Annotated in this window: 21 protein-coding genes; 12 read left to right on the top strand and 9 right to left on the bottom strand. The window is 60.2% G+C overall.

What is annotated here, in order from left to right:
• Positions 1 to 91: 91 nt before the first annotated feature.
• Both D6858_RS00480 and D6858_RS00475 read left to right on the top strand, forming a co-directional pair.
• The gene (locus D6858_RS00480) at positions 92 to 952 is read left to right on the top strand and encodes a metal-dependent hydrolase (protein WP_240623623.1); all 861 of its coding nucleotides are present in this window, start codon (positions 92 to 94) and stop codon (positions 950 to 952) included.
• On the top strand, positions 949 to 1,380 hold the full coding sequence (locus D6858_RS00475; RefSeq protein WP_120105992.1) for a DUF2147 domain-containing protein: 432 nt from the start codon (positions 949 to 951) through the stop codon (positions 1,378 to 1,380). Before D6858_RS00480 ends, D6858_RS00475 begins: the two co-directional genes overlap by 4 nt.
• A gap of 78 nt (positions 1,381 to 1,458) precedes the next feature.
• On the opposite strand, the gene D6858_RS00470 is transcribed toward D6858_RS00475, so the two are convergent.
• Positions 1,459 to 2,361 (bottom strand): LysR family transcriptional regulator, encoded by a 903-nt coding sequence (locus D6858_RS00470; RefSeq protein WP_120105989.1) that lies wholly within the window; start codon positions 2,359 to 2,361, stop codon positions 1,459 to 1,461.
• 103 nt (positions 2,362 to 2,464) lie between these two features.
• On the opposite strand from D6858_RS00470, the gene D6858_RS00465 reads away from it, so the two are divergent.
• From D6858_RS00465 to D6858_RS00440, 6 genes are all read left to right on the top strand, one after another.
• Entirely contained in the window at positions 2,465 to 3,163 is a 699-nt protein-coding gene (locus D6858_RS00465; RefSeq protein WP_120105986.1) for a pirin family protein, read from the top strand.
• A gap of 66 nt (positions 3,164 to 3,229) precedes the next feature.
• On the top strand, positions 3,230 to 3,868 hold the full coding sequence (locus D6858_RS00460; RefSeq protein WP_120105983.1) for a YceI family protein: 639 nt from the start codon (positions 3,230 to 3,232) through the stop codon (positions 3,866 to 3,868).
• A gap of 8 nt (positions 3,869 to 3,876) precedes the next feature.
• A complete protein-coding gene (locus D6858_RS00455) occupies positions 3,877 to 4,425 on the top strand; it encodes an NADPH-dependent FMN reductase (protein WP_120106466.1) in 549 nt (182 codons plus the stop codon).
• Between the two features lie 69 nt (positions 4,426 to 4,494).
• A complete protein-coding gene (locus tag D6858_RS00450; protein WP_120105980.1) occupies positions 4,495 to 5,370 on the top strand; it encodes a pirin family protein in 876 nt (291 codons plus the stop codon).
• A gap of 4 nt (positions 5,371 to 5,374) precedes the next feature.
• Complete coding sequence (locus tag D6858_RS00445; protein ID WP_120105977.1) at positions 5,375 to 5,701, top strand: GNAT family N-acetyltransferase; 327 nt, start codon at positions 5,375 to 5,377, stop codon at positions 5,699 to 5,701.
• A gap of 112 nt (positions 5,702 to 5,813) precedes the next feature.
• Positions 5,814 to 7,943, top strand: coding sequence for a TonB-dependent receptor (locus D6858_RS00440; RefSeq protein WP_240623622.1), 2,130 nt, complete (start codon positions 5,814 to 5,816; stop codon positions 7,941 to 7,943).
• A gap of 35 nt (positions 7,944 to 7,978) precedes the next feature.
• On the opposite strand, the gene D6858_RS00435 is transcribed toward D6858_RS00440, so the two are convergent.
• Positions 7,979 to 8,497, bottom strand: coding sequence for a DoxX family protein (locus tag D6858_RS00435; RefSeq protein WP_120105974.1), 519 nt, complete (start codon positions 8,495 to 8,497; stop codon positions 7,979 to 7,981).
• Between the two features lie 123 nt (positions 8,498 to 8,620).
• On the bottom strand, positions 8,621 to 9,814 hold the full coding sequence (locus D6858_RS00430) for a phospholipase D-like domain-containing protein (protein ID WP_165859585.1): 1,194 nt from the start codon (positions 9,812 to 9,814) through the stop codon (positions 8,621 to 8,623).
• Positions 9,815 to 9,925: 111 nt separating this feature from the next.
• On the opposite strand from D6858_RS00430, the gene rpoZ reads away from it, so the two are divergent.
• Both rpoZ and D6858_RS00420 read left to right on the top strand, forming a co-directional pair.
• The gene (rpoZ, locus tag D6858_RS00425; RefSeq protein WP_120105969.1) at positions 9,926 to 10,270 is read left to right on the top strand and encodes a DNA-directed RNA polymerase subunit omega; all 345 of its coding nucleotides are present in this window, start codon (positions 9,926 to 9,928) and stop codon (positions 10,268 to 10,270) included.
• 197 nt (positions 10,271 to 10,467) lie between these two features.
• The gene (locus D6858_RS00420) at positions 10,468 to 11,199 is read left to right on the top strand and encodes a ParA family protein (RefSeq protein ID WP_120105966.1); all 732 of its coding nucleotides are present in this window, start codon (positions 10,468 to 10,470) and stop codon (positions 11,197 to 11,199) included.
• A 66-nt stretch (positions 11,200 to 11,265) separates the two neighbouring features.
• Here the strand turns inward: D6858_RS00420 and ftsH are convergent, their stop codons facing one another.
• A complete protein-coding gene (gene ftsH, locus D6858_RS00415) occupies positions 11,266 to 13,224 on the bottom strand; it encodes an ATP-dependent zinc metalloprotease FtsH (RefSeq protein WP_120105963.1) in 1,959 nt (652 codons plus the stop codon).
• Positions 13,225 to 13,663: 439 nt separating this feature from the next.
• Between ftsH and D6858_RS00410 the strand changes: the two genes are divergently transcribed.
• Together D6858_RS00410 and D6858_RS00405 are read left to right on the top strand one after the other, a co-directional pair.
• Complete coding sequence (locus D6858_RS00410) at positions 13,664 to 14,182, top strand: biliverdin-producing heme oxygenase (protein WP_120105960.1); 519 nt, start codon at positions 13,664 to 13,666, stop codon at positions 14,180 to 14,182.
• A complete protein-coding gene (locus tag D6858_RS00405) occupies positions 14,179 to 16,722 on the top strand; it encodes an HWE histidine kinase domain-containing protein (protein ID WP_120105958.1) in 2,544 nt (847 codons plus the stop codon). The genes D6858_RS00410 and D6858_RS00405 overlap by 4 nt, the downstream gene beginning before the upstream one ends.
• Positions 16,723 to 16,727: 5 nt before the next feature.
• Here D6858_RS00405 and D6858_RS00400 read toward each other — a convergent pair whose 3' ends face one another.
• The 5 genes from D6858_RS00400 to D6858_RS00380 all read right to left on the bottom strand — a co-directional run bounded on the left by D6858_RS00400 (position 16,728) and on the right by D6858_RS00380 (position 23,367).
• Entirely contained in the window at positions 16,728 to 17,495 is a 768-nt protein-coding gene (locus D6858_RS00400; protein ID WP_120105955.1) for a class I mannose-6-phosphate isomerase, read from the bottom strand.
• A 26-nt stretch (positions 17,496 to 17,521) separates the two neighbouring features.
• The gene (locus tag D6858_RS00395; protein ID WP_240623621.1) at positions 17,522 to 18,556 is read right to left on the bottom strand and encodes a mannose-1-phosphate guanylyltransferase; all 1,035 of its coding nucleotides are present in this window, start codon (positions 18,554 to 18,556) and stop codon (positions 17,522 to 17,524) included.
• Positions 18,557 to 18,649: 93 nt separating this feature from the next.
• Complete coding sequence (locus D6858_RS00390) at positions 18,650 to 19,369, bottom strand: TonB family protein (RefSeq protein WP_120105952.1); 720 nt, start codon at positions 19,367 to 19,369, stop codon at positions 18,650 to 18,652.
• A 133-nt stretch (positions 19,370 to 19,502) separates the two neighbouring features.
• Positions 19,503 to 22,079 carry a TonB-dependent receptor gene (locus D6858_RS00385; RefSeq protein WP_120105949.1) on the bottom strand — a complete coding sequence of 859 codons (2,577 nt, stop codon included), beginning with the start codon at positions 22,077 to 22,079 and terminating at the stop codon, positions 19,503 to 19,505.
• Between the two features lie 358 nt (positions 22,080 to 22,437).
• Complete coding sequence (locus D6858_RS00380) at positions 22,438 to 23,367, bottom strand: isopenicillin N synthase family dioxygenase (RefSeq protein WP_120105946.1); 930 nt, start codon at positions 23,365 to 23,367, stop codon at positions 22,438 to 22,440.
• Between the last annotated feature and the right edge of the window lies 1 nt (position 23,368).

Here is a 23,368-nt window from a genome sequence, read left to right as displayed (position 1 = left end):
CCCGCAGCAGGCCCGGCTGAAACTATTCACTTGCCATACATCTCAGTTTTGATATTTACATTGATGTCAATTTGATTCGAAGAGGAGTTCCATGATGGCAAGCAGCATAAGCAGCCCCGCCGACCTCGTGATCGAAAAACGCGATGTGCGGTTTGGTAGAAACAGAAGTCTCGAACGCTGGTGGCACGGGGGCGACGCGGGCCGGACGGCTTTCTTTAACGCGCTTTCATCCACTTTCCCGGTGGGCGAAAAATTCTTCATGACCGCAGTGCGGCATTACCGCGACGAAGCGCCGGAAGAACTGCGGGAGCAGATTCAGGATTTCATCTATCAGGAATCGATGCACACCCGCGAACATGTCGTATTCAACCGGCAGGCCAGCGATGCAGGGTTCGATATCGCCCCGCTGGAAGAACGCGCCGCCCGCACCATCAACTGGGCCAAGCGTCGTTCGCCGCTGCAGCAACTGGCCGCGACGTGTGCGCTGGAACACTTCACCGCCACACTGGCGCATGATCTGCTGTCCGACCCGGCGCATCTGGAAGGCGCCAGCGCGGAACCGGCACGCTTGTGGAAATGGCATGCGATCGAGGAAGTCGAGCACAAGGCCGTCGCCTTCGACACCTATCTTGTCGCGACCCGGAAAATGACTCGTTTCCGGCGGTGGCTGAAGCGCAGCACCGTTATGGCGGTCACCAGCATGCGGTTCCATTATGTGATTTATCGCAATACCGCCGATCTGCTACGGCAGGATGGCAAAAACGATCTGACGACCTGGCTGAAACTGTTGTCCTATCTGTATGGCCGCCCCGGCCCCATGCGGAAATTGCTGGGCGAAGTATTCGCTTATATGCGGCCCGGATTTCACCCCTGGCAGGTCGACGATCGTCACTTGCTGAAAGCCGCACTAAAGGATCTCGCGCTCAGCGACGCCAAAGGAGCCACTGCATGAAGAGCTTTAAAACGATAGCCCTGGCGTGCACGCTGGGGCTGCTACCGCTTTCCCCGGCGGCGGCCCAGAGCGGGGATATCACCGGGCTGTGGAACACCGGCAGCGAAGGCGGCAAAGTCGAGATATATCGCTGTGGCAAGGCCTATTGCGGCAAAATCGTCGACGCCGCACGGCTTCGCACCAATCCCGATCTGCGCGATGTCCGCAATTCGGACCCCAACCTCCGCACCCGCCGGCTGAAAGGGCTGGTTGTCCTGCGCGATTTCACCGGAGGGCCGACCAACTGGACCGGCGGGCCGGTGTATGACCCCGAAACCGGTGACGGTGCCAGTTCTGGCAAATTGAAGCTACAGGCTGACGGTAAGCTGCAGGTGAAGGGATGCGTCGCCATCTTCTGCCGCACCAAAGTGTGGACCCGCGCGCGATAAGCGCATGCATCGGAACGGGCTTCGGCCATCGCATTGCGGCCTCAATAACGCCCGGATCGATGGCCGGTCCTGCCGGTGTCAGCAATTTTCCGCCAGATTATCGACCAGAAAATCAATCAGCACTCTGACCCGCGCCGGGCGTAATGTCGTCGGCGGTGTAACGACATAGAGGCTGATCGGTTCGAGGCTCCATCCCGGCAGAATTTCAACGAGCGAGCCTTCGTCGAGTTCCTTCTGCACCACGAATTCAGGCTGCACCGCCACCCCCTGCCCCGACACCAGCCAGGGAACCACGATATCCGCATTGTTCGAACGAAACCGCCCGGCCATGCGGATATTGTACTCACCTTCGGTCGGGTGCTTCAGATGCCAGACATCCGGGCTGGACAGATTGGAATAACAAACGGCCTCCATTCCTTCGAGCTGGCGCGGATGGACCGGCCAGCCAACCCGCTCCATATATTCAGGCGCGCTCACTATCGGTCGGCGCACGGTGCACAACCGGCGCGCACGCAGCGACGAATCGTTCAGCGTACCGATCCGCAGCGCCAGATCGAAACCGCCTGCAATAACATCCACCCGCGCGTCGCTCAGTTCGAGATCGAAGGCAACGTCAGGATAAATTTCCAGGAAACGTGACAGGATCGGGCCGAGACGCTTGATCCCGAACGACATCGGCGCTGTCATTCGCACTGTCCCGCTTGGCATGTCAGCCTGTGCCGACAGCTCCGCCTCCGCAGCCTCCCCCTCCGCCAGAATGCGGCGTGCTCGATCGAGCACCGCTTCGCCGCTTTCAGTCAGCGCGATCTGACGCGATGTCCGGTGGAACAGCGCAACGCCCAGTCGCTGCTCCAAACGGGTAACCGCTTTGGAAACAGTCGGCTTGGACAGTCCCAGATCGTCCGCCGTGCGAGCAAAGGAACCAAGGTCGGCCGCACGAGCGAAAATTGCCCAGGCATCGAGATCAGGCAGTTTTGACATGTAATAATTTTCACCGACATGTTTCTAATGGTTCTATTTCTTTACATCACAGTCTTCCCTAGATTGGCAACAACAAAGACGCACCAGTCATGGGAGCAAACCGATGATCGACCTTCGACCTTTCGATAGCCTGGGCGGTGCCAACCACGGTTGGCTTAACGCCAAGCATCATTTTTCCTTCGCGAATTACTACGACCCGGCACGTGTGCACTGGGGCGACCTGCGTGTGTGGAACGATGACATTATCCAGCCGGGAACGGGTTTTCCCACTCACCCCCATTCGGACATGGAAATCATCACATATGTCCGCAAAGGGGCAATCTCGCACAAGGACAGCCAGGGCAACGTCGGCCGCACAGGCGCCGGAGACGTTCAGGTTATGTCCGCGGGCACCGGGATCATGCATTCGGAATACAATCTGGAAGACGAACCGACCGAACTGTTCCAGATCTGGATCATCCCCAAAGAGCGCGGCGGTCAGCCGTCGTGGGGGATGCGTCCGTTTCCCAAAGCGGATCGGGCCGGTCGTTTCGTGACGCTGGCTTCGGGCTTCACAGAAGATGCCGATGCCCTGAAGATCAGAACCGACGCCCGTGTGGTTGCCGCTACACTGAAAGCCGGTGAAACGGCCGAATACCGCATTGGCAAGGATCGCAAGGGCTATCTGGTCCCTGCGACCGGCATAATCGAAATCGACGGTGTGCGGATCAATGCCCGCGATGGTGCTGCGATCAGCGATCTGGATACAATCATGGTGACAGCCATCGAAGACAGTGAAATCGTCCTCGTCGACGCAAGCTGAATATCAATCCCCTTCAGTCGGCGGCGCAGATCGCATTGCGCCGCCGCCCAACCAACGGAGCATTCAATGAAAAAGAAATTTGTGTTCGTCGCCGCACTGGCACTTGCCGGGGTTTCAGCCGGAGCCATTGGCCAGACCGCCGATACCATCGTGCACGATCCCGCCGCTGTGCGCGCGGGGACTTATGTGCTCGATCCTTCGCATGGCAAAATCACCTGGTCGGTCAGCCACATGGGCTTTTCCAGCTATGTCGGCCAGTTCACCGATGTGTCCGCGACGCTGAAGCTCGATCCGAAAACGCCGTCGGCCAGCACGCTTAACGCTACAGTGGAAACCGACAGTGTCGGCACGTTGAATCAGGCGCTCGATCACCATCTGAAAACCGCTGACTTCCTCGACACCGCTACATTCCCGACCGCCAAATTCACAGCCAGTCGCATTCGCATGGTCGATGCCGATTCCGCTGAGATCGACGGCAATTTGACACTGCGCGGAGTGACCAAGCCGATCACAATTCTGGCCGATTTCAATCAGGCTGGCGTCAACCCGGTCGATGGCAAATACTCGGTCGGCTTCGACGGTCACGCCCGCATCAAGCGTTCCGAATTCGGCGTTTCGTACGGGTTGCCGATGCTGGGTGACGATGTGACGCTGCATTTCGAAGCGGAATTCAAGCTGCAGCAGCAGAACGCCTCCGGAAAGTGAGCAGAGCCATGAAACCGATCAACCTTCTGGGAATCTCGGGCAGCTTGCGCGCAGCTTCGTTCAGCACCGCCATTCTCCGCACATTACAGAGCGAAATGCCCGAAGGCGTCACGCTGACGTTGCACCCGCTGGGCGATGTGCCGCTGTACAATCAGGATCTCGACACCGATCAGCCGCCCGCCGGTGTTGCGGCGCTGCGCGAAGCGATCGCCAGAGCGGACGGGCTGGTGATCGTGACCCCCGAATTCAACTATGGCCTGCCGGGCGTGTTGAAGAACGCGCTGGACTGGGCATCGCGCCCGCACGGCAAAGCAGCACTGACCGGCAAGCCGACCGTCACCATGAGCGCATCGCCTGCATTCACCGGCGGTGTCCGTGCCCAGTCGCAACTGCATGAAACGCTGATCGCCACCCAGACCGCACTCATCGCGCGGCCACAGGTGGTCATCGCCGAAGTGCACAACAAGCTGGTCGACGGGCGGCTGACCGATGCGCCGTCGCTGGGGTTCGCGCGCGATGCGATCAGCGACCTCGTCAAAGCAATCGAAGCGCAATAAAACCACGCAAAGTAACGGCGGTTTCGGGATCGTGACTATCCCGAAACCGCCGAACAAGGGAGATCGATCATGATCGAACGTATTATCGACAAGCGGAAACACGATCTGGGTGGCGGGTTCGAAGTGGGGCGGGTTTTGCCGTTCCATGCCCGGCGAACCGTGGGCCCGTATATTTTCTTCGATCATATGGGCCCGGTCGATCTCGCCCCCGGCATACCGCGTGAACTCGACGTGCGGCCGCATCCGCATATCGGGCTGTCGACTGTCACCTATCTCTACGATGGAGCGATGACCCATCGCGACAGCCTTGGCTTCCATCAGGAAATCCGCCCCGGCGAAGTCAACTGGATGATCGCAGGCAAAGGGATCACCCATTCCGAACGCTTCGAATATGCCCGCACAAACGGCGCACATATGCATGGCATTCAGGCGTGGGTCGCGTTGCCCGAAGCGGCCGAGGAAACCGATCCCGCGTTCTTTCACCACGAAGGCGGCGATCTGCCGACATGGGAGGAAAACGGCATTCGCGGACGGCTGATCGCGGGGGCGACCGAAGGGATGAAGTCCGGGGTAAAAACCCACTCCCCGCAATTCTATATGCATTTGGATATGGCGCCCGGATCGCGGCGCGTGCTGCCTGCCGAGTACACCGAACGCGCGGTCTATGTCGCGATCGGCTCTGTCGAAGTCGGCGGACAGAAACTCCATGCCGGGCAAATGGCCGTGCTCCAGCCGGGCGGCGACGTGGCCATCCGGGCCGAGGAAGCGGCAACGGTGATGGTGCTGGGCGGCGAACCGATTGGCGAGCGGTTCCTGTTCTGGAACTTCGTATCATCATCGCGCGACCGGATCGAACAGGCGAAGGAAGACTGGCGCCAGCAACGCATGAAGCTGCCCGACGGCGACAATCTCGAATTCACGCCCCTGCCCGAACCGAAGGGATAAGGTCATGGCCGATATCCGCATCGCGACAGAGGACGACGGACGGCATGGCCGCTATGTCGCGCACGTCGATGACATCGCCGCCGAGGCGGAGCTGACCTTCACCCATCGCGGGCCGGATCTGATCAGCGCCGATCACACCGGCGCGCCCGACGCGCTGCGGGGAACCGGCGCTGCACGGGGGCTGGTCGATTATCTGATTGCCGATGCCCGTGCGCGTGGGTTCAGGATCATCCCTCTGTGCCCCTATGTCCGCGCGCAATACCAAAAGCATCCCGAATGGCAGGATGTGATGACGGTCGCCCCCGGTGAAATGCCGCGCCTCCGGGCGTAGGCTCCGCTTGATCTGACAGCCCGCAGCCGTTCGTCGCAGACAATCGGCCGTTTGTCGTTTCCACCTGCAATAAGGGCTTGCCTTCAGATTTCAGCGCGCTATTGGCGCGCATGTGACTATATATCATCCCGCGGCACGACCCGCTCTCGCCCTCCTGCTTGCTTCCAGCGCCCTCGCATTGGCCACGCCTGCTTTTGCGGGCGAGGCTGATGCGCCTCCCAACAAAGGCCCCAGTGCAGCAAAAGCGAATGCTGCCCCTGACGACGATTATCACAATGATGAAATCGTTGTGACCGCCAGCGGCCTGTCGCAGCTCGATATGCTGGCGGGCACTTCCGTGTTGAGCGGTGTGGAGCTTCAGCGCAGTCTGTCGGGCCAGTTGGGCGACGTGCTGGTCAATCAGCCCGGCGTTTCGATGAGCGGGTTTGCCCCCGGCGCATCCCGCCCGGTATTACGCGGCTTTTCGGGCGAACGCGTGAAGCTGCTGATCGACGGGATCGGCTCTATCGACGCATCGAACGTGTCGAACGATCACGCAGTCGCCATCGATCCATTCAATGCCGAACGCATCGATATCCTGCGCGGTCCGGCCGTGCTGCTCTATGGCAGTCAGGCGATTGGCGGCGCGGTCAATGTGATCGACAAACGCATTCCCAACCGCCTGCCGGACGAACCGATCCATATCGACGCATTGCTAAGCGGCAATACCGTAGCGGATTCGCGGCAAGCGGCGGCGTCGATCGACGCCCCGCTGGGCGATGGTTTCGCCGCGCACATCGATGGATCGTATCACAAGACCGGCGATGTCGAGATTCCCGGTTATGCGGTATCCGCCCCCTGGCGCGCCGAACTGCTGGGTCAGGCGGACGCAGTCGAAGCGACCAACCCGGAATTCGCCAGTTCGCTGCGGTCACAGGCCAATCAGTCCGGTGTGCTGCCCAACAGCGCCACCGAAACCTACAGCGTGACCGGTGGTGTGGCGTTCTTTCAGGGTGACAGCAGCCTCGGCGCATCGCTTGGATATTACGACACATATTATGGCGTACCGGTACGACCGGGCAGCGAAGACCCTGAAGAGGGTCACATCGGCCTGCGCCAGTGGCGCGGCGATCTGCGGGCAGACCTCGCGCTGGGCGATGGCTTGTTCAGCCACCTGAACAGCCGCGTCGCGTTCAGCCATTATACCCACACCGAATATGAAGGAACCGAACCGGGCACGACCTTCAACGTCGAAGGGATCGAAGCCCGCACCGAACTGGTGCAGGCCGAACGGTCGGGCTGGTCGGGTTCGCTCGGGGTGCAATACACCACGCGCCACATGGCCATCGAAGGCGACGAGCAACTGCTGCCGCGCAACATGCTCAACCAGTTCGCTGTGTTCGGGCTGCAGCAGATTCCACTGGGCGATCTACAATTGCAACTTGCCGGACGATACGAACACGCCGGTGTTTCGGCCCCCGATCTGGGCGCGCACAAGAGCTTCGACAATTTCTCCGGTGCGCTCGGCCTCAGCTATATGGTGACGGAAGGGCTGGAACTGGGCGTCAACGCCAACCGCGTCGCGCGCGCACCCAGCCCGGAAGAGCTGTTCATCGATGGCTATCACGAATCCAGCCAGACCTACGAACGGGGTGACGCCAACCTCGTGTCCGAAACCGCGGTCGGCGGTGAGCTGTTCGCTCGCGGCCGGATCGGTGCGGCCAAAGTCAGCCTGACCGGGTTCTACAACCGCTTCAACGATTACATTTATCAGCAGAACACCGGCGAAGTGATCGACGATGGTCCGGTGTATGAATACCGTCAGGGCGACGCCGATTATTACGGTGCCGAGGGTGAACTCGATCTGCCGCTGTACGACAGCGAAGGATTCGGCCTGAAATCGGAACTGCGCGCGTCATACGTCCGCGCGAAGCTGGATGATGGCTCCAACGTGCCGATGATCCCGCCGCTGTCGCTGTTCGGTGCGCTTCAGGCCGATGTCGGGAAGGTCAGCTTGCGCGGCGAAGTGGCCCATGCGTTCGAACAGACCAAAGTCGCGCTCAACGAAAACCCGACCGATGCATACACTTTCGTCAACGCATCGGTGACCTGGCGCCCGATCAGCGGCAACAACAACGTTACCGTGCTGTTGAAGGCCGACAATATCTTCAACGAAACCGGTCGCCTCGCCACCAGCCTGACGCGGGATTACACCCCGCTGCCCGGCCGCAATATCGAAGCAAGCGTCCGCCTCAGTTTCTGAGGCGGCACGTCTGCCACTCGATTGGGGCTATGCCCTTATCCGGGGTGTCCATCGCCATCGCGATCGGGCACCCCAACTGTTTCTGCGCGACCTTCTGCACGCCCTTCCGCATGGGCCGCGCGCAATTCCGCCTCGTGCGCGCGGGCGTTGGCATCCGCCGCATCGCGCTCGCCACGGCGGCGAAGACGCATCCGGTCGTAGCTCCAGTGCATCTGCCCATATGCGAACACCACCAGCAATCCACCCGCGATGGCAATGTTCTTCAATGCCATCGTCTGCTGCATCGGGTCGGCCAGATCGCGATGGAAGAACAGCGTCGCCAGCAGCGTAAAGCCAAACAACAGGATTGCGCTGAGCCGGGTCATCACTCCCACTGCGAGGCACAGGCCGACAACCACTTCGAATATTCCCGTCGGCGTGGCCAGCCACGGTTGCAGACCGGCGTTCTGCAGCATCTGCTGCGCGCCGCCGGGATCGATAATCTTGCCCAGCCCCGCAAGCACGAACAGTAAAGCGAGCATCAGGCGGCCCAGAAAAGACGCGATGGCAGACATGGATGTGGTTCCTTTCCCTGTTTCTCAATCCGATCAACGCATTGAAATGGCAAAAGGTGCCGGGCAGGTTGGCGGACACCTGATCGCATCGCACCCCGCCCCCGCCGTTTTCGCCGCCGTGTGCTATTCTCCCAGATCGAGCCGACGGGTGACGGTGTAGTCCACTACAGAAACCACGAACCACGCAAACCACCAGCGTATCCGGGCAATCGGATTGGCCCGGCGTTTATGGATCGCCGGGGTAATCGCCTGCGATCCCTGCAACTGATGGCCGATGTGTTCGCGCATCCGCGTGGCCAGCTCGGCATCCTCGATCCGCAGCATCAGTTCCAGATTGAGATAGAGGCTCCGCATGTCGCAATTGGCACTGCCGATATACGTCACATCGTCGATGACGATCAGCTTTTCATGCAGCTTGCAGGCGGTGAATTCCCAGATTTCCGTGTCGCGCTTCAGCAGATATTTATATAGCGCCCGGCTCGCACGGATAGTCGCGCCATTGTCGCTTTTGCCCGCCATCACCAGCCGCGCGCCACGCAAGCGGGCAAGCTTCCCAATACGCCGCATCATCCAAAACGGCGGAGAGAAATACGCCATAATCAGATCAAGGCGTTCACCTGCAATCAGATCGCGCGCCAGACATCGGGCCCAGCTCGACAATACCCGCGTAGGCCCGCCGATCAGCAGGCGCACCGGGCCGTTGCCAGGCTGCCATTCACGCACCATCCGGCGGATCGTCAGCCAGTTGGCCTTGGGATTGGACACCCACCGCTCCAGTTCGTCGTACCACAGGGCGAGCTGTTCGACCGCCGAACCTGATAGCACGACCCCCAGATCGCTCCACCCGGTGCCATCGGACGGGGCAAAATAATCGTCTTCGATGTTAAACCCGCCAATCATCGCCCGCGCGCCATCCGCGAGCACAATTTTCTGATGATTGCGGATCAGATAGCGCTGGCCCCAGCGGGGAGAAAATTCGAAGAACTGCCCCCCTGCCTCCACCAGTGGAACGAAGAAATCGTGGCTCGCCCGTGCACCGAATCCATCGACGATCACTTGCACGTCGACCTTGCGCCGGGCAGCGGCGACCAGCGCATCGCGCACCGTCCGGCCCGCCGTGTCAGTGGCGAAGATATAAAAGCAAAGGCGCAGGCTCTCCTGCGCGCCATCGATCAGCGCCAGCAATGCCGCCAGACGCTCCGACCCGCCGGGGTGGAACTCCAGATCCTGCCCTTGCGCGGTGACGGTAAACGATTCTTCCGCGCAGTATGGCGCAGACGGCGTGGCGAATGCGGCAGGGGTGCGGTTTTCCTCCATCGGCGGGCAACTTAGCCGCCCGTGCGCGCGGCGCAATTCCTTGACTTTCGCCGGGGCTGTATCTAAGTGGCGCGTTCCTTCCGTTAAACCCGTTTGATCCGGAGTGCCCATATGGCGCGCGTTACCGTCGAAGATTGCGTCGACAAAGTTCCCAACCGTTTCGATCTCGTCCTGCTTGCCGCCCAGCGCGCACGCGAGATTTCCGGTGGTGCCGAACTGACTCTCGACCGCGACCGTGACAAGAACCCGGTCGTCGCTCTGCGTGAAATTGCAGAAGAAAACATCAAGCCGAAGGATCTGCACGAATCGGTTGTGCTCAGCCTGCAGAAAATTCTGCCGGACGATGAAGACGAAGCGGATGAAGTCGGCTCGCTCAGCCAGTCGGCGGAAGCGCTGCGGATCACTGCCGCTGCCCCTACCCGTACAACGTCCGTCGCCGCCGATTACGACGGCTGATCGCGAAACTCGTTTTCCGGCATTGCTTCCGAGCTACAAGGGGCCGCTCCGCAAGGGGTGGCCCTTTTGCTATGGCTTCCCTTTATCGAAGCACAGATTCTGTAAGCATATCCCATGACACGAACTTGACCTGTTGCGGGACAGGCTTGGCTGCGTAATCGAATTGTCACATCGGCTGCGGCAGAACTGGAGGGATCATGGCAGTTATCGCAGTGTACAGCGTCAAAGGCGGTGTCGGGAAGACCACCCTGGCCACAAACCTCGCGTGGTGCTCCGCCGCGATTTCGTGCCGCAAGACACTGCTGTGGGATCTCGATGCCGCCGGCGGCGCGGGATATCTGCTAGGCATCGACCCTAAGGCAAAAAGGCGCGCCGACACCGTGATCGCCGCCGACAAAGATCCGGCCAAGCTGATCCGCCACACCGACATCGCCAACCTCGATCTGCTGCCGGCAGATGAATCGATTCGCGCACTGGAAGTCCAGCTGCTGTCTATTGGCAAGCGCAAGCGGATTGCTAAGCTCGCCGCGCAACTCAGCAAACGCTACGACCGCATTGTGATCGATTGCCCACCCATTCTGGGCGAAACCAGCGCACAGGTGATGCGCGCAGCGGATCTGGTGATCGTGCCGTTGCCGCCATCGCCGCTATCCTCCCGCGCGTTCGAGCTGGTGGCGAAAGAGGTGGCGGCACACGCGCGGCCCCATCCCCCGATCCTGCCTGTGCTGTCGATGCTCGACCTGCGCCGGGCGCTGCACAAGGACGTGCGCGCCGCACATCCGGGCTGGCCAGCGATCCCCTATGCCAGCGCGGCGGAACAGTGCGCTGTGCGTCGCCAGCCTGTGGGCGCATTTGCCCCTACAGCATCGGTCACCCGCGCCTATGCCGCGCTATGGACCGCAATAGAGCGCAAGCTGGCGAGCAAGTAGCCCCCGGCGCAAAAGCAAAGGGGCGCCGGATCGCTCCGACGCCCCTTTCGATATGGGAGCGCTGGCTCAGGCGCCTTGCGGAGCCGCCCCGCCTTCACCACCGAAACGCTTGCCTGCCTTCGGAATGGCGGAGCCGTGCACCGGGCGCGGAGTGGGCGTTGCCGGGGCATCGGGCCGGTCGATCGAACCGCTATCGAGCAGTTCCTTGATCTCGTCACCTGTGAGCGTTTCAAATTCGAGCATTGCCTGCGCCAGCAGGTGCAGCTTGTCTTCCTGATCCTTCAGGATTTCGGTTGCCCGCTTGTGTGCGCCTTCCACCAGACTCTTGATTTCGGCGTCGATCAGCTTGTTCGTTTCATCCGAACCCATCGTCCGCGCGCTGCCACCCATGCCGAGGTAGCCTTCCTGCTGTTCCTCGTACTGGAGCGGGCCGAGCTTGTCGCTCATGCCCCATTTGGTGACCATGTTGCGTGCCAGACTGGTGGCATACTGGATGTCGGAAGACGCGCCGGACGATACCTTGTCGTGACCGAAGATGATCTCTTCTGCCACGCGCCCGCCCATGCTGACAGCAAGGTCGGCGTGCATCTTGTCGCGATGATACGAGTAGTTATCCCGTTCGGGCAGACGCATCACCATACCCAGCGCACGCCCGCGCGGGATGATCGTGGCCTTGTGAATCGGATCGCTCGCCGGTTCGTTAAGGCTGACGAGAGCATGCCCTGCCTCGTGATAGGCAGTCATTTTCTTCTCGTCGTCGGTCATGACCATAGAGCGGCGTTCGCTGCCCATCATGACCTTGTCCTTGGCATCTTCGAATTCCTGCATCGCCACCAGTCGCTTGTTACGGCGCGCAGCGAGCAGAGCCGCTTCGTTGACGAGGTTGGCAAGATCCGCGCCGGAGAAGCCCGGCGTACCGCGCGCGATCGTGCGGCTGTTGACGTCGGGCGCCAGCGGCACTTTCTTCATATGCACGGCAAGGATTTTCTCGCGCCCTTCGATATCGGGCACCGGCACCACGACCTGCCGGTCGAAACGGCCGGGGCGCAACAGCGCGGGGTCAAGCACATCGGGGCGGTTGGTGGCCGCGATGATGATGATGCCTTCGTTCGCTTCGAACCCGTCCATCTCCACCAGCAACTGGTTGAGCGTCTGTTCGCGTTCGTCGTTCGAATTACCCAGGCCATGTCCACGATGGCGCCCGACTGCGTCGATTTCGTCGATGAAGACGATGCACGGTGCATTCTTCTTCGCCTGTTCGAACATGTCGCGCACACGGCTCGCACCAACGCCGACGAACATTTCGACGAAATCGGAGCCGGAGATGGTGAAGAACGGCACACCCGCTTCGCCTGCGATCGCGCGGGCCAGCAAGGTTTTACCAGTACCCGGCGAACCCACCAGCAGCGCGCCTTTCGGGATCTGCCCGCCCAGTTTGGAGAAGCGGCTCGGGTCTTTCAGAAATTCAACAATTTCTTCCAATTCCTCGCGCGCTTCGTCGATCCCGGCGACATCGTCGAATGTGACTTTGCCCTGCTTTTCCGTCAGCATTTTGGCCTTCGACTTGCCGAAGCCCATCGCGCCGCCGCCGCCGCCCTTCTGCACCTGACGCAGCGCGAAAAACGCGATGCCCAGGATCAGGATGAACGGCAGAGACTGAATAAGCAGATAGAGCAGGACATTGGGTTGTTCCGGCTGCTTGCCTGAATATTCGACACCCGCGCTGTCGAGCAACTTGGGCAGTTCGGTATCGTTGGCGATTGGCGTCGTGACAAACGATTCGCCATTTTTCAGCGTGCCCGTAATCTTGTCCGGCGACACAGCGACCTGTTTCACCGACCCTTCGGTCACAGCCTCACGAAAATCGGAATATAGCATCGTCTTGCCCGCCGGCTGGCCGGCCTGACCGAACAGCGACACCGCCAGCATCAGCGCCAGAAAAATCCCGCCCCAAACGAACAGGTTTTTCATCAGCGGATTGGGGCCGCCCGATTCGGGATCGCGGGGGTCCTTGTCGTCATTCATGGCAAAAGATGTCCTTTCGCAGGTGAATGTAGGCGCACACGAGTGAATGGCAAGATAACGGCGCTTATCCGCCGACCATTCGGCCTATCGGCCAATACCATCGGCTGTGCAGAATCCTTCGCGACAGGCATCCTCACCGGTTCGGCCAGACAGTGCATCGCTGCACAATCTTCGACTTCCGCCACAATACGCCCCTTAATTTCACCGGCGGTTCTGATTTCGGTGGCATGTTGAAATCGACCAGACCCCGCCATCAAATATCCGTTAAATATTATTTTTTTCTGGAACGATTGCGGGGGGTTGGGCATTGGGGGTCGGTGGAGCGATTGATGGGTCGCGTATCGCTCCTGCTTATGTGGGGCCTTAAAAATCGCGCGACCCGATTGCCTGGGGACCACGCCTGACAGACGAAAATCGCCCGCTATCCTTGCGCCAGTCATTGCGCCAGTCCACCTGGTCAGATCACGAAACGCTCGACACCATCATCAGTGCGCTCGATCTTTCCAGCGCAAGTGGATACGCGCGATTCCTACAAATCCAGCGTGAAGCGCGCGCTCCGATCGAAGCGTGGCTGGCGGAGAACGCATCAAAGGATATGCGCCCACCCGCGCAGCTGGCATTGATCGACACCGATCTGGCTGAGCTCGGTCACTCAACCTCCGCTTCGCCGCAGAGCACTTTCGATGCGCCGAGAGACGGGGTTGGCGGTGTGGTGTGGGCGATTGCAGGGTCATCGATGGGCAACCGCTCGATTTTGGCAGACCTGCGCCGTTCATCGCCCCAGTTTCCTGCCGCGTTTCTAGCCGATCCGGCCATGCCCGCATTTTTCAAAGCGATCCGCCCACATCTCGCTAACCCGGCGAAAAGCACTGCTCAGCTTGCCGCTTCAATCGCAGCGGCGCGATCCGTGTTTGCGTGTTTCTCATCCGCAGCGACAGCCACCAGAGAAATCGCATGAACGCCCCGCCGGATACTGTCGATCTGACAAATTGCGACCGCGAACCGATCCATATTCTGGGCCGGATTCAGCCGTTTGGCGCCCTCGTCGCTGTGAATGGTGACTGGATGGTCGCGCATCATTCCGCCAACTTCAACGCGATATTGGATAACGACGCCCCGATCGCGCCGGGCATCCAGCTTGGCGAACTGTTCCGCCCCGATGCCATCGGGCAATTGCGAACCGCGTTGAATATGCTGCGCGGAACCGATGCGGTCGAACGGGTATTCGGGCTTCAACTCGTCGATGGTGGCCCCTTGTTCGATGTGGCCGTACATAGTTCCGGTACACTGACAGTGATCGAGTTCGAACCTCACGATCAAGCCGGATTCAGCAGCCATGTCGGCACCTTGCGGGCGATCATGCACGATCTGGAGGCCACCGGCGACGTTCAGGCGATCTGCCGCGAGGCAACCGACCAGATGAAGCGACTGCTCGGCTTCGACCGGGTGATGGTGTACAAATTTCATGCCGACCAGTCGGGCGAAGTAATCGCTGAAGCACGCGAGCCCCATCTCGAAAGCTTCTTCGGCTTGCGGTATCCCAAAACCGATATCCCGGCTCAGGCCCGCGCACTTTATCTACGTAACCCGTTCCGCATCATTAGCGACGTCAATGCCGAACCGGTGCCCATCGTGCCCGAAGTCAGCCTCGAAGGGGCGCCGCTCGACCTGTCGCTGTCCACATTGCGTGCCGTTTCCCCCATCCATATCGAATACTTGCGGAATATGGGGGTTGAAGCATCGCTATCGATCTCCATCGTAGTGCGCGGCAAGTTATGGGGCCTGTTTGCGTGTCATCACTACTCCCCTCGCGTCCTGCCATTTTCACTGAGGACCGTTGCCGAACTGTTCAGCCAGCTGTTTTCGCTGTTGCTGGACAGGATGATGACCGATGCGGGCAGTCGGCTGTCCACCAGAGGGCGCGAGCTGCACGACCGGCTGATGGCGCGACTGGCCGGCGGGGTCGATCTGGCCGAAGCGCTTCCCACGCTCGATGCCGTTATCGGAGAGACCGTGCCGCATGACGGCGTCAGCATATATGTCGACGGACTGTATCGCGCGCGCGGCCATGCCCCCGGCGAAGAGCAATTCCGCGCCTTGTTGCCCGCCCTGAATTCGGGATCGACCAGTCGCGTGTTCGCCAGCAACGAACTCGCCAGCAGGATACCGGCGGCGCAGGCTTTCGTGGAAACCGCCGCTGGCGCGATGGTGGTACCCGTATCGCGCCGCCCGCGCGATTATTTCGTGCTGTGGCGGCGCGAATTGCCACAGACAGTCACATGGGCTGGTAACCCCGAAAAGGCGATAGAATACGGCCCGAACGGGGCCCGCCTCACACCGCGAAAAAGCTTCGAGGCATGGCAGCAATCTGTCCACGGGCGCAGCGGCGAATGGACAGAGGAAGAGCAGCAGATCGCAGAATCGCTGCGCGTCACTCTGCTGGAAGTGATCCTGCGCCTGACCGACGAAGCCGTGCAGGAACGGACACGCGCTCAGGAACAGCAGGATCTGCTGATCGCAGAGCTTAACCACAGGGTCCGCAACATCCTCAACCTGATCCGCAGCCTCGTCAGCCAGACGCGACAGGAAGCGACCGATATCGAGAGCTTCTCCGGCCTGATCGGCGGACGTATCTCGGCGCTGGCGACAGCGCACGATCATATCACCAAAGGGCACTGGTCCGCTGCATCGCTGACCGAACTGATCGAGGACGAGGCGATTGCCTATCTCGGCGGGAAAGAAGGCCGACTGGACATCGAAGGCAGCGATGTCCTGATCGCTCCCGAAGCCTATACGGTAATGGCGCTGGTGATTCATGAGATGATGACCAATTCGGTCAAATACGGCGCTCTGTGCGACAGCAGCGGGCGCATTCGCATCGCGTTATCGCACGACAAGCAGGGCGATCTGGCGCTCGACTGGACCGAACGCGGCGGGCCACCGGTGAGAGCGCCGCAAAGACGGGGATTCGGATCGACCATCATCGAACGATCGATCCCCTACGAACTGAAAGGCGAAGCAAAGATCAGCTTCAAACTGTCAGGCGTGGAGGCTCGTTTCGTCATTCCGCAACGCTATCTCTCCGATGCGCCGCGCACTCCCGATACCCGCAGACTGGAAGAGATTACCCAGCGGGCCACCGCCAAACAAACGGGGCAAATCCCCCGCCATGTGCTGGTTGTGGAAGACAGCATGATTATCGCGATGGATACCGAAGACAGCTTGCGGGCTTTGGGCGTCACGATCGTAACCACCGCAGGCAACGTCGCGACAGCGATAGATTCGATCAATGCCGATCCGCCCGACTTCGCCATTCTCGATTACAATCTGGGCAACGAATCGTCCGAAGCGGTGGCGAAGCGGCTGCGCGATGACGGTATCCCGTTCGTGCTGGCCACCGGGTATGGCGAACTGGCGGACACCATCGAAGAATACGGGGCGCAGGCGCTGCTTAAAAAGCCATATGGCAAGCCGGAAATCGAAGGGCTGTTCGTTTAGGCGGCCTAAAGCGGTTGTGCGACCAGCGCCTTTCCATCGGGCGCAAAGCGAACCGCTGACAATCTGTCTGCGGATGCACAGGAACCGGGGGCGACTTGTGTACCGCCGATCTCAATCGCGCATGTCAATGGGATGATGATAACCGGCGCATCGTTATAGCGGGCCGCAATATCGGCATCAGGCTTGCCAACGAGCCAGTCGAGGCGGAAGTGCGGACCATCGACCAGCGATGCCGATTGCTTCTGCGACACCCGCCGCCTCAGCGCAGGATCGTGCGGGCTGCCATTCGCGACGGCGATGGCCTGATCCAGATGCAATTCACGCGGACGGCCATAGTCGAACAAGCGATAGGTGATGTCCGCATTCTGCTGCACTTCGATCAGAGTCAGCCCTGCGCCGATGGCATGTACGGTTCCGGCGGGCAGATAGATAAAATCGCCCGCCGATACATCCTGCCAGTCCAGCAGTCCCTCAATCGAACCATCGAGTGCAGCCGCCCGCATTTCGTCCGGTGTGATGGGCTGCACAAAGCCGATGGCAAGTTTCGCGCCCGGCTCTGCCGAAATGACCAGCCAGCATTCTTCCTTGCCTTGCTGCCCGTCGGCGGCCGACGGATGAACCTGAACCGACAGTTTTTCGCTGGTGAAAAGGTATTTGACCAGCAGCCTGGCCAGTTCCGGCGGCGGATCGAACCATATTTCGCCAATGCGCCGCCCATCGGGCGTTGCGAAGGGCGGAGGCAGTCGATCCACACCCCACACCTTGTCGATCATGCGAACAGGCAGGATACAACTTGCCGTCACTGGTTCACGGCGCCTTTCAATGTGCCGACTTTCTGCGATCCGGCGGCAGTCGTCACCATGACTTCATCGCCATCGACGACGACGATCACGTCCTGCAAACCGATTACCGACACACGGGGGCCATCGGTTTCGACCATCACGTTGCAGCAATCGATCAGCTCGCCTGCCCCGATAACTGCATTCCCATTGGCATCGTGAGGGCGCACATCGCGCAAGGCTTTCCAGCTTCCGATATCGGACCAGCCCATATCGGCAGGCACCACAGCGGCATTGTCGGTATTCTCCATCACCGCATAGTCGACCGATTCTGCGACAATCTCCGCAAAAGGGTTCGCAGCGGGTCGCAGAATCGAGCCTTCGCGCGATGCATCGACCACAGAACGCTGCACCGCCTCGGCCATTTCCGGGCGATGGGTTGCCAGTTCAGATAAGAAAGCGCCCGCACCAAACGCGAAAATTCCGCCGTTCCAGCTATATCCGCCGTCAGTTAGGAATTCCTCCGCCCGTGCCCGATCGGGCTTCTCAACAAACCGGGCGATACGGTGGCCGCCGTCTATCGCTTCGCCGCGCAGGATATAGCCATAGCCGGTTTCCGGTGAATCGGGTGTGATGCCGAATGCAACCATCCAGTTTTGTCGTGCCAGACGAACGGCAGACTGCGCCGCTGCAATGAAAGCGGCATCGTCGGCAATATGGTGGTCGCTGGGGCACACCAGCATCACCGTGTCCGGCGGCAAATGCGCCGCTGCCAGAGCGATGGCAGGCGCGGTATTCTTCGCTGCCGGTTCGACGATCAGTGTCGCATCGTCCCCCGACTGTGCCAGAATATGATGAACATGCGCCTCCCCCGCCACAACGATGGGCGAAGCGAACTGCTGCGGATCGGCGCAACGATCCAGCGTTGCCTCGAACAAAGTGCGCTCACCAACCAACGGGAGAAACGGCTTGGGATAATCCTTGCGGCTGCGCGGCCACAGGCGGGTGCCGCTGCCACCACACAGGATAACGGGTTGGATCAGGCCCTCGGCCACAAAGGTTACTCCAGACGATCGGTGCTGTTCAGCCGCCTTGCATAGAACAACGATAGTTACCACTGCCTTGACTATGGCAATATTGGCAACAGGTCAGAACCACCTTTGCCGCCAGTAATATGGCGCTGCCACGGGATTGCCCGCGCTGTCAGTCGCCGGTTTGAAGCGCAAACGCTCCACCACCAGACGGCAGACGATTGCATCGGCTTCCGGGTCGGGACTGGGTTTATAGACCGAACAATTGCTCGCCCGACCGTCTGTGCCCACGACAACCCGCACGATCACTTCGGTGCCAAGGCGCGCCTGCCTGCCGCCGGGCGGGATAGGGAAATCGCGCGCATTGTTGATGTCACCGGCGATCTTCACCGGCTTGGTTGCGATACCGCCGCCCTGTCCAGTTCCGCCATTGCCGCTGCCGGTTCCAGCCCCCTGCCCGCCAGCGCCCGTTCCGGTGCCGGAATTCTTCGCGCCGGAACTATCTGCCGTACCTGTCGAGGTGGCTTTGGGCTCCGGAGCGGTTGGCCGGATCGCCACTTTCGGGGTTGGTGCCGTGGTCGGCTTGGGCACGGCCTTCTTGCCTTCCGCAACCTGTGCACCGGCATCCGATTCCGGCGTGGCAGGGGGAGGCGTGTCCTTCGTTTCGACAATCACTGTGAAAGTTGTCACTACACTGCGTTCGACCGAAGCGGTAAAGTCCGGCGCAAACGCGCGAGCCAGCAGATAAATCGCCACCACATGGAACAGCACGATCGCCACCAGCATTGCGGGGCGCGGGCGGCGCGATGCGCTGGAAAAGTTACCTTGCTGCTCCATGATCCTCGCCAACCCGAACGCCCGACAAAGCTACCGCGTTCCTCGGCCCCGCACAAACCAACGGCGGCGCCCCGTTGCCGGAGCGCCGCCGCGATGTTTGGTGCATCGAACCAAAAGGTTCGAAGCGATCAGCTTAGTAGCCGAACAGCAGCGAAATGCTGGCTGCGCGCGGCGGGCCGATCTGAACGAACGGCGAGCTGTAGCGATCGCTCTGGCCGCCGAAACCGCCAACAAAAAGCTCGTCGAACAGGTTGGAAACGTTCAGCTGAATTGCCACGTCGCCGCCAGTGGGCGATTCAGCAATCTTGTAACGAACGTCGAGATCAACCAGCGTATAGCCGCCAACCTGAGCACCATAGACCTGAGTGTAATCGACCGTGTCGCCTGCATCGTTCTTAACCGCAGCAAAGATCGGCAGGTTTTCACTGTTGACATAACGCTTGCCGGTGTACTTCACCTGCGCGCCCACGCTCAGATTGCCCAGATCGGCTTGTGCACGGCCACCGATCATGAATTCCGGCGTACCGGCTTCCTGCTTGCCACCGGTGAGGATCGCGTATGCATCGCCTGCAACCGCACAGCCATACTGCCCGCTGGTGACCATCTTGCTCGTGCAGTTGCCGCCTTCAAGGTTATCCTTGATGTTCGAGTGGTTCCACGAACCGAACACGTACAGGGTGGTATTCGAAGTCGGCTTATAAGCGACCGAACCGTCGATACCGTACTTGTCCACCGCGCCGAGGTTACGCGTCACGGTCTGATCGAGTTCAGGATCGTAAGCGTTGGCGAGGCGATTCTTGTACTTGGTATACCAACCGGTCAACGCCGCCTGCAGATTGCCGGTCTTGTAACGCAGGCTCAGGTCGAAGCTGTCGGTCTTTTCAGGAACCGGCTGCACGCCCGGCGCATCGACCGGGTAATAGAGCGATGCGTACAGCGGATCGGTGCCCGGTACCGACAGGCCCTGTGCGTAGTTGAACGCAACCGAAGTCGCGCCCATGTCATACACGAAGCCGACAGTCGGCAGGATCGCGTCGTACTTGTATGTGCGCGACTGCGGCAGAGCGGCGCCTGACGCCTTGTTGGTGGTGGCGTCGTAGCTGTAAGGTTTTGCAGCAGCATATGCATCTGCCGAAGCGCCATACACGCAATCCACGTAACCCTGGTTGGAGTTACCTGTAGTGGTGAAGCAGTTCTGGTTCAGTTCACGCGTAAAGAACGGAGCGCGCAGGCCCAGAACAGCAGTCAGGTTACCGAAGTGACCGCGGTATTCGCCCGAAACCTGATCGAGGATCGCGAGCGAAAGACGATCGCGCTTCTGCAGCGGATTGCCATCGGCATCGAGGATCGGGTTGTTGATCGGGAAAACGTCTACCGGGCTGCCATTCGGCAACAGATAGCCAATCTGGCCGGTCTGGCGGTGGTTCGCATAATCGTGAGTGTAGCTGAGACGAACGCTGTGGTCTGCGTTCAGCTCGTAAGCGAGGTTTGCGATTACGCCATAACGGTTGGTGCGGGTCTGACTCGGCTGCAGGATGGTGACTGCATCAAGCAGGTCGCCGTCGCCGTTCAGGTCCACGCCGGTGTACGGCTTACCGCTGAAGTAGCCGTAGCTGGTTTCACCGTTATAGGTCCGGCCATATTCATAACCGGTGGTGGTGCCGCCGCCGTTGGCCTTCACATACTGGTAGCTCGGGTCGACTGTCAGGACCAGACCATCGGTCAGGGTGAAACGGCTCGCGCCACGGATGTTGCCGGTGTTCGACGGGTTGAAACGACGCTCGAACGCGGTGCCGCAGCTGTTTGGTTCGTCAGCTACGCCTGCCTCTGCCGTGTCGACGGTGCACGGCCATTCGATGTCGTAGAAACGATCCGCACGGGTTGTCGGGAAGCTCGGCAGACCGAACGAACCGAAGAAGTTGTTGCGGTTTTCGTTGTAGTGGCCGGCAACAGCAACGAAGTCGCCATTGCTGCCGATGTCCTGCCACAGACGGGCGTTGAACTGCTTCTTGTCAACGCGCGAGTAGTTGTTGAACGGGTTGTCGTAGCGGGTGTAGCTCGCTGAAACGAAACCCTTGGTACCGAAGCCGGTGATGTCGCCGGTGTCGATCATCGCGAAACCGCGCATGTAGGGGCGGCTGCGCTGACGATCGTTCGCAAGAACATCGCCATAGGTCATCGAAGCGGTGATCTTGAAGGTGTCGCTCGGCGTGCGGGTACGCAAGTTGATGGTGCCACCAACTGCCGATGCGGTCGGGCTGTCAACGTCGGTAACGCCCAGGTTCACATTGACCTGCTCGAGAACTTCGGGGTCAACCTGCTGGTTGGTGTAGAGAGCGTAGTTACCTGAATCGTTCAGCGGAATACCGTCGACCGTCTGCGAAATACGGTCTGAGGTGAAGCCACGGATCGTGAAGCTGCCGCCCGACGAGCCCCAAGGGTCGTTGTTCTGGAAGCTGACGCCCGGAACGAGATTGACGATATCGTTAACCGTCTGGCCAGGAACCTGACGACGGATGAGTTCCTTGTCGAGAACCTGCTTGGCTTTCGGGCTGTCGGGAACTTCGACCCCGGCAACGTCGGTTGCGCGAACACCCGAAACAACAATAGCCGAATCGTCGAAGTCGACCGAGCCCGTCGACTGGGCGTGGGCAACCGCAGGGATCGCAAGTGCGACCAGTGCGGTGCTGCGGAGAAGGAAGGTCTTCATGGAAAAGTTCCCCTGAACCAGATTGATTTGAGTGATCCCAAGACTTGGTATGCTTGTGTTCTTCTGGCCGTTTGGCGATTGAGTCGCCGTTGGTCGGGAACCCCTTAACGAGCTTTTTGTGACGGTCGAGTGACACAAAGACACACTGCGGCGGAAATTAACCGTCCACGCAATCATTCGCCGCATACGGCGCCAGTACGGGAATATTATTCTACCCATATAGGGCGCAGGGAATTATAGTTGCCCTCACCACTTGGCCGCCCGATAGGTTTACGACCTACTGCGGCATTTCTGCAACGGTCGGGGTTCAGCGCGATAAAAAATATCGCAATATCGGACAGTTTTCGTCACCGCCTTCTCAGGCGAGATTAATTTCCCGCAGGCGCTGAAGCAGGAATTCGTGGCTCGAAATCGGGGCGGGGTGATCCTCCGGCGCAGCGGGATCGATGCAGCTTTCCAGCGTCTCGATTGTGAAATCGGGCCGGAAATGCAGGAAGAACGGCATTGAGAACCGGCTGCGATAGGCCGCCTCGCCGTGCGGATTGACGACGCGGTGGGTGGTCGAACGCAATTTGCCATTGGTCAGACGGTCGAGCATATCGCCGATATTGATGACCAGCGCCCCTTCGGGAACGGCAATGGCTTTCCATTCCCCTTCCTTCGTCAGCAATTGCAGACCGGCCTCTTCAGCGCCCAGCAAAAGAGTGATCGTGTTGATATCGCCATGCGCCGCGGCACGAATGGCACCCTCCGCATCAGCGCCGGTCAGCGGCGGATAGTGGAGCAGGCGCATCACCGAATTGCCATCCTCCACAGTGGCGGCAAACCATTCGCGCGGCAGGCCGAGGTGAAGCGCAATCGCCTCCAGCACCCGCGCGCCCGCCTTTTCGAACGCGGCATACAACGCTTCGAAAGTTTCGCGGAAATGGGCGATTTCGGTCGGCCAGATATTGGGCGGCATATATTCTGCCAGCGGATGCACTTCGGGCAAGCTGCGACCGATGTGCCAGAACTCTTTCAGATCATGGACTTCGGCGTCTTTGGCTCGCTCAGTGCCGAACGGGGTATAGCCCCGCGCGCCGCCGCCGCCCGCGATGAAATAGGCGCGCTTCACATCGTCAGGCAAAGCGAAGAACGCTTTTGACAGTTCTTCCGCCCTCGCGATCAGGTCCGCCGGGATGCCGTGGTCGCGAATGACCGCAAAACCATATTCCTCGAAACTTTTGCCGATTTCTTCGGACACTTCGTTCAGCGGGCGGGCAATCGAAACTGTGGCGATATCAGGCATT

This window comes from Tsuneonella suprasediminis (assembly GCF_003605755.1).
GTDB classification, from domain to species: Bacteria; Pseudomonadota; Alphaproteobacteria; order Sphingomonadales; family Sphingomonadaceae; genus Tsuneonella; species Tsuneonella suprasediminis.
Note: the sequence above shows the minus strand (reverse complement) of the source record. Positions and strands in the feature narration are given on the sequence as shown.

Bases quoted from the DNA above. Each gene is read 5' to 3' on its own strand.
- D6858_RS00455 (WP_120106466.1), top strand. From the start codon at position 3,877: ATGAAACCGATCAACCTTCTGGGAATCTCGGGCAGCTTGCGCGCAGCT.
- D6858_RS00445 (WP_120105977.1), top strand. From the start codon at position 5,375: ATGGCCGATATCCGCATCGCGACAGAGGACGACGGACGGCATGGCCGC.
- D6858_RS00390 (WP_120105952.1), bottom strand. From the start codon at position 19,369: ATGGAGCAGCAAGGTAACTTTTCCAGCGCATCGCGCCGCCCGCGCCCC.
- rpoZ (WP_120105969.1), top strand. From the start codon at position 9,926: ATGGCGCGCGTTACCGTCGAAGATTGCGTCGACAAAGTTCCCAACCGT.
- D6858_RS00475 (WP_120105992.1), top strand. From the start codon at position 949: ATGAAGAGCTTTAAAACGATAGCCCTGGCGTGCACGCTGGGGCTGCTA.
- ftsH (WP_120105963.1), bottom strand. From the start codon at position 13,224: ATGAATGACGACAAGGACCCCCGCGATCCCGAATCGGGCGGCCCCAAT.
- D6858_RS00430 (WP_165859585.1), bottom strand. From the start codon at position 9,814: ATGGAGGAAAACCGCACCCCTGCCGCATTCGCCACGCCGTCTGCGCCA.
- D6858_RS00400 (WP_120105955.1), bottom strand. From the start codon at position 17,495: ATGATCGACAAGGTGTGGGGTGTGGATCGACTGCCTCCGCCCTTCGCA.
- D6858_RS00385 (WP_120105949.1), bottom strand. From the start codon at position 22,079: ATGAAGACCTTCCTTCTCCGCAGCACCGCACTGGTCGCACTTGCGATC.
- D6858_RS00435 (WP_120105974.1), bottom strand. From the start codon at position 8,497: ATGTCTGCCATCGCGTCTTTTCTGGGCCGCCTGATGCTCGCTTTACTG.
- D6858_RS00405 (WP_120105958.1), top strand. From the start codon at position 14,179: ATGAACGCCCCGCCGGATACTGTCGATCTGACAAATTGCGACCGCGAA.
- D6858_RS00460 (WP_120105983.1), top strand. From the start codon at position 3,230: ATGAAAAAGAAATTTGTGTTCGTCGCCGCACTGGCACTTGCCGGGGTT.
- D6858_RS00450 (WP_120105980.1), top strand. From the start codon at position 4,495: ATGATCGAACGTATTATCGACAAGCGGAAACACGATCTGGGTGGCGGG.
- D6858_RS00420 (WP_120105966.1), top strand. From the start codon at position 10,468: ATGGCAGTTATCGCAGTGTACAGCGTCAAAGGCGGTGTCGGGAAGACC.
- D6858_RS00480 (WP_240623623.1), top strand. From the start codon at position 92: ATGATGGCAAGCAGCATAAGCAGCCCCGCCGACCTCGTGATCGAAAAA.
- D6858_RS00380 (WP_120105946.1), bottom strand. From the start codon at position 23,367: ATGCCTGATATCGCCACAGTTTCGATTGCCCGCCCGCTGAACGAAGTG.
- D6858_RS00465 (WP_120105986.1), top strand. From the start codon at position 2,465: ATGATCGACCTTCGACCTTTCGATAGCCTGGGCGGTGCCAACCACGGT.
- D6858_RS00470 (WP_120105989.1), bottom strand. From the start codon at position 2,361: ATGTCAAAACTGCCTGATCTCGATGCCTGGGCAATTTTCGCTCGTGCG.